This window comes from Flavobacteriales bacterium, from assembly GCA_026129465.1.
In the GTDB taxonomy this organism is placed as follows: Bacteria; Bacteroidota; Bacteroidia; order Flavobacteriales_F; family PHOS-HE28; genus PHOS-HE28.
Genome location: JAHCIA010000001.1, coordinates 3675860 through 3690523, shown reverse-complemented (window position 1 = coordinate 3690523; position 14664 = coordinate 3675860). Strand labels below are relative to the sequence as shown.

Annotated in this window: 7 protein-coding genes; 4 read left to right on the top strand and 3 right to left on the bottom strand. The window is 64.0% G+C overall.

The window, feature by feature from the left end; genetic code table 11:
- The first annotated feature begins 39 nt into the window (after window positions 1-39).
- From KIT10_15580 to KIT10_15565, 4 genes are read left to right on the top strand one after another with little or no spacing between them, the layout of a single operon-like run.
- A complete protein-coding gene (locus KIT10_15580) occupies window positions 40-1503 on the top strand; it encodes an ABC transporter permease (GenBank protein MCW5900677.1) in 1464 nt (487 codons plus the stop codon).
- Window positions 1504-1549: 46 nt separating this feature from the next.
- Complete coding sequence (locus KIT10_15575; GenBank protein MCW5900676.1) at window positions 1550-2923, top strand: pyridoxal-phosphate dependent enzyme; 1374 nt, start codon at window positions 1550-1552, stop codon at window positions 2921-2923.
- Window positions 2924-2930: 7 nt separating this feature from the next.
- The gene (locus tag KIT10_15570; protein ID MCW5900675.1) at window positions 2931-3713 is read left to right on the top strand and encodes an ABC transporter substrate-binding protein; all 783 of its coding nucleotides are present in this window, start codon (window positions 2931-2933) and stop codon (window positions 3711-3713) included.
- 50 nt (window positions 3714-3763) lie between these two features.
- Window positions 3764-6046: a patatin-like phospholipase family protein gene (locus tag KIT10_15565; protein MCW5900674.1), complete on the top strand. Its 2283-nt coding sequence runs from the start codon at window positions 3764-3766 to the stop codon at window positions 6044-6046.
- Between the two features lie 63 nt (window positions 6047-6109).
- Here the strand turns inward: KIT10_15565 and KIT10_15560 are convergent, their stop codons facing one another.
- From KIT10_15560 to rpoB, 3 genes are all read right to left on the bottom strand, one after another.
- The gene (locus tag KIT10_15560) at window positions 6110-6424 is read right to left on the bottom strand and encodes a DUF3467 domain-containing protein (GenBank protein MCW5900673.1); all 315 of its coding nucleotides are present in this window, start codon (window positions 6422-6424) and stop codon (window positions 6110-6112) included.
- Between the two features lie 63 nt (window positions 6425-6487).
- Window positions 6488-10783, bottom strand: coding sequence for a DNA-directed RNA polymerase subunit beta' (gene rpoC, locus KIT10_15555; protein MCW5900672.1), 4296 nt, complete (start codon window positions 10781-10783; stop codon window positions 6488-6490).
- Between the two features lie 35 nt (window positions 10784-10818).
- On the bottom strand, window positions 10819-14652 hold the full coding sequence (gene rpoB, locus KIT10_15550; GenBank protein ID MCW5900671.1) for a DNA-directed RNA polymerase subunit beta: 3834 nt from the start codon (window positions 14650-14652) through the stop codon (window positions 10819-10821).
- Window positions 14653-14664 lie beyond the last annotated feature (12 nt).

The following is a 14664-nucleotide window of genomic DNA, read 5'->3' as shown; positions in this document are numbered from 1 at the left end:
GGCAGCAGCCCCGGGGCGCGTTCCTTCTCGCGGCCTATCGTGTCCATCGCGGTCCTGGGCATCGTGGTGGGCATGGCGGTGATGATCCTCACGGTGGGCATCGCCACCGGATTCCAACGCGAAGTAAGGGCCAAAGTCTCCGGCGCCGGGGGGCACCTGCGCATCGAGTCCCTGCGCCAGACCGATCCGAAGGAGACGCCGCGCCTGGCGATCGACCAGCCCTTCTACCCCTGGCTGGACACCGTACCCGGCATCGCGCACATCCAGGCCATCGCCACCAAGGCGGGCATCATCGAAACGCCGGACGAGATCGAGGGCGTGGTGGTGAAAGGCGTGGGCCGGGACCACGACTGGACCTTCATCCGGCAGCACCTGGTGGCCGGCACCCTGCCCGCCATCGGCGACAGCACACGCCCCATCGACCTGCTGCTCTCCCGCCACCTGGCACGCCTGCTCACCATCGGTGTGGACGACACCATCACCGTGTATCTCATCCGCGGCCGCGACGACATCCGCCCGCGCAAATTCCGGGTCAGCGGCCTGTATGCCACCGGCCTGGAACAGCTGGACCACCAGATGGTGTTCGTGGACATCGCGCACCTGCAGCGCTTCGCCCAATGGGGCTTGAAGGCGGAGATGCTCGTGTACGACTCCATTACCCCGGCGGGCATCGGCATCGAGGCGCTGGCCTTCGGGGGCGACCGGGTGTACCGCTACGAATGGCCCGGCACCACGCTGCGCGATCGCGGTCCCCATTGGGTGCACGTGAGCAGCGATACCACCTTCACCGTGGTTGTGACCGACGCCGACGGCACGGTGCCCGACACGGCCTGGGTGCGGATCATGCCGGACAGCACCCGCATGGCAGGCCTGGCCTGGGCCACGCGGGACCTCGTCACCATCGAGCGTGGCGGCAGCGGCGGCAGCCACCACCGGTACGCCGGTGCCTTTGAAGTGCTGCTGGACCGCTTCGAGGAGGTGGACCGCTTCGATGACCGGGTCTACGCGGAATACCTGGACCACCGCCTGCGCTCGGTGAGCGTGAAGCAGCGTTTCCCGGAGATCTTCGCCTGGCTGGAACTCTTGGACACGAACGTCATCGTGGTCATCGTGCTGATGATCATCGTGGCCATCATCAACATGACCTCGGCCCTGCTGATCCTGATCCTGGAGCGCACCACCATGATCGGCACGCTCAAGGCCCTGGGCGCCACCAACGGTGTCATCCGCCGCATCTTCCTCATCGACGCGGCGTGGATCCTGGGCATCGGCATTGTGGCCGGCACCGTGCTGGGCGTGGGGCTGGCCCTGGTGCAGCAGCATTTCGGCCTGGTGACGCTGCCGCTGGAGAGCTACTACGTGGAGGCCGTGCCCGTGGAACTCAGCTGGTGGCGGATCGCCCTGCTGGGCCTGGGCACCTTGGTGCTTTGCCTGCTGGCGCTGATCATCCCCAGCTCGCTCGTGGCGCGCATCGCACCGGCGCGCACGATCCGGTTCGATTGATCCCTTGGGAAGCTACATCCCCACCCGCTCTACCTTCGTGGTCGCCATGAAGATCCACGAGAACATCCTCAGCACCATCGGCAATACCCCGCTGGTGAAGTTGAACCGCATCACCCGCGACGTGCCCGGCACCGTCCTGGCCAAGGTGGAGACCTTCAACCCCGGCAACAGCATCAAGGACCGCATGGCTTTGAAGATGATCGAGGATGCCGAGAAGGCCGGCTTGCTCAAGCCCGGCGGCACCATCATCGAGGGCACCAGCGGCAACACGGGCATGGGCCTGGCCATCGCCGCCATCATCAAGGGCTACAAGTGCATCTTCACCACCACCGACAAGCAGAGCAAGGAGAAGGTGGACGCGCTGCGGGCCTTCGGTGCCGAAGTGATCGTGTGCCCCACCAACGTGGACCCCGAGGATCCCCGCTCCTACTACAGCGTGAGCAGCCGCCTGGTGAACGAGACGCCGAACAGCTGGAAGGCCAACCAATACGACAACCCCAGCAACGCGCAGGCGCACTACGAGACCACCGGCCCCGAGATCTGGGAGCAGACCGATGGGAGGATCACGCACCTGGTCGTGGGCGTGGGCACGGGCGGCACCATCTGCGGCACCGGCCGCTACCTGAAGGAGAAGAACCCCAACATCAAGATCTGGGGCATCGACACCTACGGCTCGGTATTCAAGAAGCTGAAGGAGACCGGTGAGTTCGACAAGAACGAGATCTACCCCTACATCACCGAAGGCATCGGTGAGGACTTCGTGCCGCAGAACGTGGACATGGACCTGATCGACCACTTCGAGAAGGTCACCGACCGCGATGCCGCCATCTATACCCGGAAGATCGTGCGCGACGAGGGCATCTTCGTGGGCAACAGCGCTGGCGCGGCCATGGCGGGCCTGATGCAGCTCAAGAACAACTTCAAGCCGGATGATGTGATCGTGGTGATCTTCCACGACCACGGCACGCGCTACCTGGGCAAGATGTTCAACGACGACTGGATGCGCGAGCGCGGCTTCCTCGTGGAAGAGAAGCCCACGGCCGGTGACCTGATGAAAGGCCGGGAGCTGCGCCTGCTCAGCGTGGAGGTGGACGAGCCGGTGCTGAACGCCATCGAGAAGATGCGCGCGCACAACATCGACCAACTGCCCGTGATGGACGGCGGCAAGCCTGTGGGCACCATCACCGATGCGCGCCTCTTCGACGCCATTCTGGAAGACGCGGACGTCCGACTGCAGGCCGCCCGCGCCGTGATGGGTCCCGCCCTGCCGGTGGTGGAACCCGATGCGCATCTGGAGGAGATCGCCAGGAAGCTGGGCAATGGCAGCCCGGCCGTGCTGGTCCGGATGCCCGCCACGCCGGGCGCCCCCGAGGCGTACGGGATCATCACCAAGCAGGATGTGATCGGGAAGTTGAAGTAGCCCTGTGATGCGCACGGTCACCGACCAGATGCACCGCACCGTCCAGGTGCCGGAGACCCCGCAGCGCATCATCTCCCTCGTCCCCTCGCAGACCGAATTGCTCCACGATCTCGGCCTTGGCGATCGAGTGGTGGGCATCACACGCTTCTGTGTGCATCCGGAGGAGTGGTTCCGCAGCAAGCCGCGCGTGGGCGGCACCAAGCAGGTGGATCTCCAAAGGGTGCGTGCCCTGCGGCCCGATCTGATCATCGGCAACAAGGAGGAGAACAGCCGCGAGGACATTGAAGCCCTGGTGCGCGAGTTCCCGGTCTGGATGAGCGACGTGCGCGACCTGGATGGCGCATTGGACATGGTCCGCCACGCGGGCGCGCTGACAGGGACCGCTGAACAAGGGAACGTGATCGCGGACCGGATCGTGGAGGCATTCGCGGCGTTGCAGCCATGGCCCGTGCGGCGCAGCGTGGCCTACCTCATCTGGCGCAGGCCCTGGATGGCGGCCGGGCGCGACACCTTCATCCACCATATGCTGGAGCGCATCGGGCTCGACAACGTCTTCGCGGACCGTCCCGAGCGTTATCCGGAACTCACGCCCGCGCAATTGGCCGCCGCCGACCCGGATGTGGTCCTGCTGTCATCCGAACCCTATCCCTTCAAGGAGAAGCATATCGCCGAACTGAACATGCTGCTGCCCGGATGCCCCGTGCGGCTGGTGGATGGCGAGGCCTTCAGCTGGTATGGCAGCCGCCTGCTGCGCTCACCAACGGTCTTCGGTTCATTGGCCATCCCCTGATCCCGAAGGCACCGCAGGAGGTGGCCCTACTTTTGACTGCCGCCCGCCCCATGCCACGCCTCCACGCGCTGCTGTTCGCAACACTCCTTGCCGCTGCCATGCACGGCCAGAAGGTGGGCGTGGTGCTCAGCGGCGGCGGCGCCGTGGGCCTTACGCACATCGGCGTGCTGCAGGCCTTGGAGGAGAGCGGCGTGCCCGTCGATTACATCACGGGCAGCAGCATGGGCGCCCTCATCGGCGCCATGTACGCCTCCGGCATGTCACCCTGGGAGATCGATTCGCTCTTCCGCACCGACCTCTACCGCACCATGGCCGAAGGTGGCGTGGAGACACGCTTCCAGTACCACTTCAAGCGCGACGCGTTGGACGCCTCGCTCATCACGCTGCGCTTCAACCTGGACACGGCCCTGCAGACCTCGTTGCCCACCAACCTGCGCAGCCCGGTGCTGGTGGATTTCGAGCTGATGCGTGGCTTCGGGCCCGCCTCGGCGTTGGCGGGCTACGACATGGACAAGCTCTTCGTGCCCTTCCGCTGCGTGGCCTCCGACATCACCAACCAGCGCGCGGTGGTCTTCAAGCAGGGCGATCTGGCGCAGGCCGTGCGTGCCAGCATGAGCTACCCCTTCTACTTCAAGCCCATCCGCGTGGACGGCAACCTGATGATGGATGGCGGCCTCTACAACAACTTTCCCAGCGATGTGATGTACGCCGACTTCCTGCCGGACTTCATCATCGGCAGCAACGTGGCCTACAACGCGCCGCCACCCAGCGAGGACGACCTGCTGAGCCAGCTGCGCGCCATGATGCAGGGACGTACGGACTATACGGTGATCTGCGAGGAGGGCGTGATCATCGAACCGGTGACCACCACCTCCCTGTTCGATTTCAGCGATCCGGGACGCACCATCGCCGATGGTTACCGCGCCGCCATGGCGCGCATGCCGGAGATCCTGGCGCAATTGCGCCGCCATGTGCACGTGGAGGAGGTGGCACAAAGGCGCCGGGAATTCCGGTCCCAGTTGCGCCCCCTGATCTTCGGTGATGTCCGCATCCACGGACTGAAGCGGTCGCAGGCGCGGTTCATCGAGCGCAGCCTGCCGCATCGCACCGGGGCATCCTTCTCCCTGGAGGAATTGAAGCCCGCCTACTTCCGCTTGTACGCCGACCCGAACATCGCGCTGATGGTGCCACGCGCCACCTACGTGCCTGAGCGCGGCGACCACGACCTGGACCTCATCGTGAAACCGGAGAAGGACCTGGAGGTCCGTTTCGGCGGCATGTTCTCCTCCCGGCCCATCAACACGGGCATGGTGGCGATGCGCTACAACCTCTTCGGCCGCAGTTCGGCGCGGATCGACGCCCTCTCCTACTTCGGCAAGTTCTACGCCGCCGGCCAGGTGCGGCTGCGCAACGACCTCAGCACGAAGGTGCCCCTCTACGTGGAACCCGTCTTCACCCTGCATCGCTGGGACCACTTCCGCGGCTTCGCCACCTTCTTCGATGAGGTGCCGCCGGCCTTCGTGGTGATGCGTGAGACCTGGGGCGGGGCGAACGTGGGGATGGGCATGGGCAACAAGGGCCTGCTGCGCTGGGACGGCAAATTGGTGGAGACCATGGACCGTTACTACCAGCGCGACGGCTTCAGCAGCACGGACACCGCGGATATGACGCGCTTCTATCATTTCACCACGGGCCTGCTGTTGGAGCGCAACTCGCTGAACCGGAAGCAGCACCCCAACGCCGGGGAGAGTTTTCGCGCGGAGATCCGTTATACGGGGGGCGATGAGATCACCGACCCGGGTTCCACACAGGTGGACCAGGCGCAATGGAAGGCGCACCACGAATGGTTGCAACTGAAAGTGACGCTGGACCAGTACTTCCTGCCCCGGGGCATCTTCAAATTCGGCCTCATGGCGGAGGGCGTGGCCAGCACGATGCCGGCCTTCCAGAACTACACGGCGAGCGTGATCCGCAGCCCGGTGTTCCACCCCACGCCGGAAAGCCGCACCTGGTTCATACCGGAGTTCCGCGCGCCCACCTACGTGGCCGGTGGTGTCCGCACCATCGTGGCCGTGGCCCGCAACCGGTTCGACCTGCGCCTGGAGGGCTATGTGTTCCAGCCCTACGAGCCCTTCATCCGGGGCGACGAGGCCGAAACGGAAACGGCGCCGGCCTTCACGCAGCGCTACTTCATCGGCTCGGGTTCGCTGATCTACCAGAGTCCGGTCGGGCCGGTCTGGTTCAACCTGAGCTTCTTCGACGGGCTGCGCAACCCCTGGGTGTGGAGCCTGAACTTCGGCTACATCCTTTTCAACCAGAAGGCGCAGGAGTAGGAACGGCCTGAAAGAAAGGACCCCGGCCGGGCCGGGGTCTCTTCAGGATCTTGGGCAAGGCGGTCAAGCCTGGGCTGTGGGCCCGCCGAAGTTCATGGGCACCTCGGTGCCTTCGTTGATGGTGCCGTGCACCGCCTCGAACTTGTGGATGTTGTCCGCCAGGGCCCGCATCAACCGCTTGGCGTGCTGCGGCGTGAGCAGGATGCGCGCACGCACCTTGGCCTTGGGCACGCCCGGCATCACGCGCACGAAGTCCAGCACGAACTCCGAGTTGCTGTGCGTGATGATGGCGAGGTTGCTGTAGATGCCATCGGCCACCTCCTCGCTGATCTCGATGTTCAGCTGGTTGGGGCGGGGTTGTTCCTTCTGGTCTGCCATGGTGGTCGGAACTATCGGCGCGGCAGGGGCGCATAAGGATGCGCCCCTGCCATGCGCCGGTGATCACTCGTCGATCTCCTGTTCGGTGAGCTTCTCGGCCAGCAGGCGCTGGTATTCGTCCTTGTTGGCCACGATGGTGCGCTGGTAGTTGCGCGCCCCGGTGCCGGCAGGGATGAGATGGCCCACGATCACGTTCTCCTTCAAGCCGTTGAGGTGGTCCTCCTTGGCGTTGACCGCGGCCTCGTTGAGCACCTTGGTGGTCTCCTGGAAGGAAGCGGCGCTGATGAAGCTCTCGGTCTGCAGCGAGGCGCGGGTGATGCCCTGCAGCAGCGTGCGGGCCGTGGCGGGCTTGGCGGGTCGCGCCTCGGCCAGCTTCTGGTCCTTGCGCTTCAAGGCGCTGTTCTCGTCGCGCAGCTTGCGCATGCTCAGGATCTGGCCCTCCTTCAGGGTGGCGCTGTCGCCGGCGTCGGTGACCACCACCTTGTCGTAGATGGCGTCGTTCTCCTCCATGAACTCCACCTTGTTCACGCTCTGGCGTTCCAGGAAGCGCGTGTCGCCGGGATCCTCGATCTCCACCTTGCGCATCATCTGGCGCACGATCACCTCGAAGTGCTTGTCGTTGATCTTCACGCCCTGCATGCGGTACACCTCCTGCACCTCGTCCACCAGGTACTCCTGCACACGTGTGGGGCCCTGGATGTTGAGGATGTCACCGGGGCTGATGGCGCCATCGCTGAGTGGGGCACCGGCCTTGATGAAGTCGTTCTCCTGCACCAGGATGTGCTTGCTCAGGGGCACCAGGTAGGTCTTGCGCTCGCCGGTGCGGCTTTCCACGATGATCTCGCGGTTGCCGCGCTTGATCTTGCCGTAGGAGACGATGCCGTCGATCTCGCTCACCACGGCCGGGTTGCTGGGGTTGCGCGCCTCGAACAGTTCGGTCACGCGGGGCAGACCGCCGGTGATGTCACCGCCCTTGCCGCTGCTGCGCGGGATCTTCACCAGCACGTCGCCGGCCTCCACCTTCTGGCCCTCCTTCACCATGATGTGGGCGCCCACAGGCAGGCTGTAGCTCTTCAGCTCCTCCTTGCCCTTGGGGTCCATGATCTTGATGGTGGGGTTCTTCCGCTTGTCGCGGCTCTCGATGATCACCTTCTCGGCGAAGCCGGTCTGTTCATCGATCTCCTCCCGGTAGGTGGCGTTCTCCTCGATGCTCTCGAACTCGAGCTTGCCTGCGAATTCGGAGATGATCACCGCGTTGTACGGGTCCCAGGTGCAGATCAGGTCGCCCTTGGCGATCTTGCCTCCGCCCTGGGTATAGAGGAAGGCGCCGTAGGGCACGTTGCTCGTGGTGAGCACGATGCCGGTGTTGGCGTCCACGATGCGCATCTCGGTGCTGCGGCTGATGACCACCTCGGCGTCCTCGCCCTTGCGGTCCTTGCGCTTCACGGTGCGCAGCTCGTCGATCTCCAGGATACCGTCGTACTTCGCGCGGATCTCGCTCTCTTCGGTGATCTTGCCGGCCACACCGCCCACGTGGAAGGTGCGCAGGGTGAGCTGCGTGCCGGGTTCACCGATGGACTGCGCGGCGATGACGCCCACGGCCTCCCCGGCCTGCACCTTGCGGCCGGTGGCCAGGTTGCGGCCGTAGCACTTGGCGCAAACGCCCTTCTTCTGCTCGCAGGTGAGCACGCTGCGGATCTCCACTTCCTCGATGGGGCTGGAGGCGATGGCCGCGGCGATGTCCTCATTGATCTGTTCGCCGCTGCGCACGATGGCCTCCCCGGTCTGCGGGTGCAGCACATCATGCACACTGGTGCGGCCCAGGATGCGGTCGTAGAGGCTCTCCACGATCTCCTCGTTCTTCTTCAGGGCCGTGGCCACCAGACCGCGCAGGGTGCCGCAGTCGTCCGTGGTGATCACCACGTCCTGCGCCACGTCCACCAGGCGGCGGGTGAGGTAGCCGGCGTCGGCGGTCTTCAGGGCGGTATCGGCCAGACCTTTCCGGGCACCGTGGGTGGAGATGAAGTACTCCAGGATCGAGAGGCCCTCCTTGAAGTTGGAGAGGATGGGGTTCTCGATGATGTCCTGGCCTCCGCCACCGCCGCCTTTCTGGGGCTTGGCCATCAGGCCGCGCATGCCACTGAGCTGGCGGATCTGTTCCTTGGAACCGCGGGCGCCGCTGTCCATCATCATGTAGATGGAGTTGAAGCCCTGGCGGTCGTTCTTGATGCGCTCCATCAGGCTGAAGGTCACCTTGGAGTTGGTGTGCGTCCAGATGTCGATCGTCTGGTTGTAGCGCTCGTTGTTGGTGATGAGGCCCATGTTGTAGTTGCCCGTCACCTCGTCCACCTCGCTCTGGGCGGCCTTCACCAGTTTCTCCTTGGCGTCGGGGATCACCACGTCGTCCAGGTTGAAGCTGAGGCCGCCGCGGAAGGCGCTCATGAAGCCCATGTCCTTGATGTCGTCCAGGAACTGGGCGGTCCGGGCCACGCCGGTCTCCTTCAGCACATTGCCGATGATGTCGCGCAGGGCCTTCTTGGTGAGCACCTCGTTGATGAAGCCCACCTCGTTGGGCACCACCTCATTGAAGAGGGTGCGGCCGCAGGTGGTCTCGATCATGTGGCTCTTGCCGTCCACACCGGTCCAGCGCAGCTTGATGAAGGTGTGCAGGTCCAGGCGACCCTCGTTGTAGGCGATGATCACCTCCTCGGGGCTGTAGAAGGTCATGCCTTCGCCCTTCATCTTCTTCTCGGCGTCGCTCTTCCGGCCCTTGGTGATGTAGTAGAGGCCGAGCACCATGTCCTGGCTGGGCACCGCGATGGGCGCGCCGTTGGCCGGGTTCAGGATGTTGTGGCTGGCCAGCATCAGCAACTGGGCTTCCAGGATGGCGGCATTGCCCAGGGGCACATGCACGGCCATCTGGTCACCGTCGAAGTCGGCGTTGAAGGCGGTGCAGACCAGGGGGTGCAGCTGGATGGCCTTGCCCTCGATGAGCTTGGGCTGGAAGGCCTGGATGCCGAGGCGGTGCAGGGTTGGTGCCCGGTTCAGCAGCACGGGGTGGCCCTTGAGCACGTTCTCCAAAATGTCCCACACCACCGGTTCCTTCTTGTCCACGATCTTCTTGGCGCTCTTCACGGTCTTCACGATACCCCGCTCGATGAGCTTGCGGATGATGAAGGGCTTGAAGAGTTCGGCGGCCATGTCCTTGGGCAGGCCGCACTCGTGCAGCTTCAATTCGGGGCCCACCACGATGACCGAGCGTGCGCTGTAGTCCACGCGCTTGCCAAGCAGGTTCTGGCGGAAACGGCCCTGCTTGCCCTTGAGCGAATCGCTCAGGGACTTCAGCGGGCGGTTGTTCTCGCTCTTCACGGCGCTGCTCTTGCGGCTGTTGTCGAAGAGGCTGTCCACGGCCTCCTGCAACATGCGCTTCTCGTTGCGCAGGATCACCTCCGGCGCCTTGATCTCCATGAGGCGCTTGAGGCGGTTGTTGCGGATGATGACGCGGCGGTAGAGGTCGTTGAGGTCGCTGGTGGCGAAGCGGCCGCCATCGAGGGGCACCAGGGGGCGCAACTCGGGCGGTATCACCGGCACCACCTTGATGATCATCCACTCGGGGTGGTTCGGCCGCCGGCTGTTGGCATCGCGGAAGGCCTCCACCACGTTCAGCCGCTTGAGCGCTTCGTTCTTGCGCTGCTGGCTGGTCTCGGTATTGGCCTTGTGGCGCAGGTCGTAGCTCAGCGCGTCCAGGTCCAGGCGCTTCAGCAGGTCGTGCAACCCGTCGGCGCCCATCTTGGCGATGAACTTGTTGGGGTCGGCGTCGTCCAGGTACTGGTTGTCCTTGCCCAGGGCCTCGAGGATGTCGAGGTACTCCTCCTCGGTGAGGAAGTCCAGGTACTGCACGGCCGCGCCCTCCTTGTTCACGGCGTTGCCGGGCTGGATCACCACGTAGCGTTCGTAGTAGATGATCTGGTCCAGCTTCTTGGTGGGCAGGCCCAGCAGATAGCCGATCTTGTTGGGCAGGCTGCGGAAGTACCAGATGTGGGCCACGGGCACCACCAGCTGGATGTGGCCCATGCGCTCACGGCGCACCTTTTTCTCGGTGACCTCCACGCCGCAGCGGTCGCACACGATCCCCTTGTAGCGGATGCGCTTGTACTTGCCGCAGTGGCACTCGAAATCCTTCACCGGGCCGAAGATGCGCTCGCAGAACAGGCCGTCGCGTTCGGGCTTGTAGGTGCGGTAGTTGATCGTCTCGGGCTTGATCACCTCCCCGTGGCTGCGCTCGAGGATCTGCTCGGGCGAGGCGAGGCTGACGACGATCTTCTCGAAGTTGCTGTTGAGCTTCACTTCCTTTTTCATGGCTTCGCTATGCTATCCTTTCGTTCCGATGTCGATCAGCCTTCCATGCTCCCTTCGAGGGATACGTTCAGCGCCAGGCCACGGAGTTCGTGGAGCAGCACGTTGAACGATTCGGGTATGCCCGGGACGGGCAGTGGTTCGCCCTTGACGATGGCCTCATAGGCCTTGGCGCGGCCCAGGACGTCATCGCTCTTGACGGTGAGGATCTCCTGCAGGATGTTGGCGGCGCCGAAGGCCTCCAGCGCCCACACTTCCATTTCGCCGAAGCGCTGGCCACCGAACTGGGCCTTGCCGCCCAGCGGCTGCTGGGTGATGAGGCTGTAGGGGCCGATGGAGCGCGCGTGCATCTTGTCGTCCACCATGTGGGCCAGCTTGATCATGTAGATCACGCCCACGGTGGCCGGCTGGTCGAAGCGCTCGCCCGTGCCGCCATCGTAGAGGTAGGCCTTGCCGTTGCGTGGCACGCCGGCCTCGTCGGTCTCGGCATCGATCTGCTCGTGGGTGGCGCCGTCGAAGATGGGCGTGGCGTACTTGCGGCCCAGGTTCTTGCCGGCCCAGCCCAGCACGGTCTCGTAGATCTGGCCCAGGTTCATGCGGCTGGGCACGCCCAGGGGGTTCAGCACGATGTCCACCGGGCTGCCATCCTCCAGGTAGGGCATGTCGGCGTCGCGCACGATCTTGGCCACGATGCCCTTGTTGCCGTGGCGGCCGGCCATCTTGTCGCCCACGGTGAGCTTGCGCTTCGCCGCGACATAGACCTTGGCCAGCTTGATGATGCCGGCGGGCAGTTCATCGCCGATGCTCACCTGGAACTTCTTCCGCTTGTATACCCCGCTGATGTCGCCATAGCGGATGTTGTAGTTGTGGATGAGCTGGCGCACCAGTTCGTTCGTCTTCTTGTCCGCGGTCCACTCGGTGGGGTCCACGGTGATGAAGTCGATGCCCTGGAGCACCTTGGCGCTGAACTTCACGCCCTTCTTGATCTGCTCCTCCTTGTACTTGTTGAAGACACCGTTGGAGTTGTGGCCGCCCACCAGCTGCATCATCTTCTCGATGAGCTCGTTCTTCAGGGTGCCGAGTTCCTTGTCCTGGTCCTTGTCGATCTGTTCCAGGATGGACTTCTCGTTGGTCTTGGCCTTCTTGTCCTTCACCGCCCGGCTGAAGAGCTTCTTGTTCACCACCACGCCCTTGGTGCTGGGGGGGGCCTTGAGGCTGGCGTCCTTCACGTCGCCGGCCTTGTCGCCGAAGATGGCGCGCAGCAGCTTCTCCTCGGGGCTGGGGTCGGTCTCCCCTTTCGGGGTGATCTTGCCGATGAGGATGTCGCCTTCCTTGATCTCGGCGCCGATGCGGATCAGGCCGTTCTCGTCGAGGTCCTTGGTGGCCTCCTCGGAGACGTTGGGGATGTCGGCGGTGAGCTCCTCCAGGCCGCGCTTGGTGTCGCGCACCTCCATGATGTACTCATCGATGTGGATGGAGGTGAAGATGTCCTCGGAGGCCACGCGCTCGCTGATCACGATGGCGTCCTCGAAGTTGTAGCCCTTCCAAGGCATGAAGGCCACCTGCAGGTTGCGGCCGATGGCCAGCTCGCCATCCTTGGTGCCGTAGCCCTCGCACAGCACATGGCCCTTGGTCACCTTCTCGCCCTTGCGCACCACGGGGCGCAGGTTCATGCAGGTGCTCTGGTTGGTCTTGAGGAACTTGGTGAGCTTGTACTCCTTTTCATCACCGTCGAAGCTCACGATGCGCTCCTCTTCGGTGCGCTTGTAGTCGATCACGATGCGGTCGCTGTCCACATATTTCACGGTGCCCTCCCCTTCGGCGGTGAGCAGCACACGGCTGTCGCGGGCCACGCGCTCCTCCAGGCCGGTTCCCACGATGGGGGCCTCGGGGCGCAGCAGTGGCACGGCCTGGCGCATCATGTTGGAGCCCATCAGCGCGCGGTTGGCGTCGTTGTGCTCCAGGAAGGGGATGAGGCTGGCGGCGATGGAGGCGATCTGGTTGGGCGCCACGTCCATCAGGGCCAGTTCGCTGGGTTCCACCACGGGGAAGTCGCCCATCAGGCGGGCCTTCACGCGTGTGGTGAGGAAATCACCCTTGTCGCCCACCTTGGCGTTGGCCTGGGCGATCACCTGGTTGTCCTCCTCTTCTGCGCTCAGGTAGATGGGCTCGGCCTTCATGTCCACCCGGCCCTCCTTCACGGGGCGATAGGGCGTTTCGATGAAGCCGAGGCTGTTGATCTTGCTGTACACGCACAGGGAGCTGATCAGACCGATGTTCGGGCCTTCTGGCGTCTCGATGGTGCAGAGGCGGCCGTAGTGCGTGTAGTGCACGTCGCGCACCTCGAAGCCGGCGCGCTCGCGGCTGAGACCACCAGGGCCGAGGGCCGACATCCTCCGCTTGTGGGTGATCTCGCTCAGCGGGTTGGTCTGGTCCATGAACTGGCTCAACTGGTTCGTTCCGAAGAACGAGTTGATCACCGAGCTCAGGGTCTTGGCATTGATCAGGTCGGTGGGCGTGAACACCTCGTTGTCGCGCACGTTCATGCGCTCGCGGATGGTGCGTGCCATGCGGGCCAGGCCCACGCCGAACTGGCTGTGGAGCTGCTCGCCCACGGTGCGCACGCGGCGGTTGCTCAGGTGGTCGATGTCGTCCACATCGGCCTTGGAGTTCACCAGTTCGATCAGGTACTTGATGATGAAGATGATGTCCTCCTTGGTGAGTACGCGCACGCTGAGCTCGCTCTCCAGGCCCAGCTTCTTGTTGATGCGGTAGCGGCCCACCTCACCGAGGTCGTAGCGCTGCTCGCTGAAGAAGAGCTTGTCGATGACGCCTCGGGCGGTCTCCAGATCGGGAGGTTCGGCGTTGCGCAGCTGGCGATAGATCACCTCCACGGCCTCCTTCTCGGAGTTGGAGGTGTCCTTTTGCAGGGTGTTGTAGATGAGGGCGAAGTCGGCCGCGTTGATGCCCTCCTTGTGCAGGATGACGGTCTTGGCGCCGCTTTCTACGATCTGGTCCACGTGGTGTTCCTCGATCACCGTCTCACGGTCGATGAGCACCTCGTTGCGCTCGATGCTCACCACCTCGCCAGTGTCCTCGTCCACGAAGTCCTCCACCCAGGTCTTCAGCACGCGGGCGGCGAGTTTTCGGCCCACGGCGTCCTTGATGGCGGTCTTGGTGACCTTGATCTCGTCGGCCAGGCCGAAGATCTCCAGGATCTGCTTGTCGCTCTCGAAACCGATGGCGCGCAACAGCGTGGTCACCGGCAGCTTCTTCTTGCGGTCGATGTAGGCATACATCACCCCGTTGATGTCCGTGGCGAATTCGATCCACGAACCCTTGAAGGGGATGACCCGTGCGCTGTAGAGCTTGGTGCCGTTGGCGTGGCGGCTCTGGCCGAAGAACACACCGGGGCTGCGGTGCAGCTGGCTCACCACCACGCGCTCGGCACCGTTCACCACGAAGGATCCCTTCGGGGTCATGTAGGGGATCTGGCCCAGGTACACGTCCTGCACGATGGTCTCGAAGTCCTCGTGCTCGGGGTCGGTGCAGTAGAGTTTCAGCTTGGCCTTGAGGGGCACGCTGTAGGTGAGGCCGCGCTCGATGCATTCATCGATGCTGTAGCGCGGGGGATCGATGAAGTAATCGAGGAACTCCAGCACGAACTGGTTGCGCGTGTCGGTGATGGGGAAGTTCTCGCTGAAGACCTTGAAGAGGCCTTCGCTCACCCGGTCCTCAGGCAGGGTGTCGATCTGGAAGAACTCCTCGAAGCTCTTCAGCTGGATATCGAGGAAGTCGGGATAGTCGATCGAAAGGGCATTGCCGAAATCGATACGCTTGTGCTTCTTGTTGATGGGCTTCGCCTGGGCCATGGCTGCGATCGT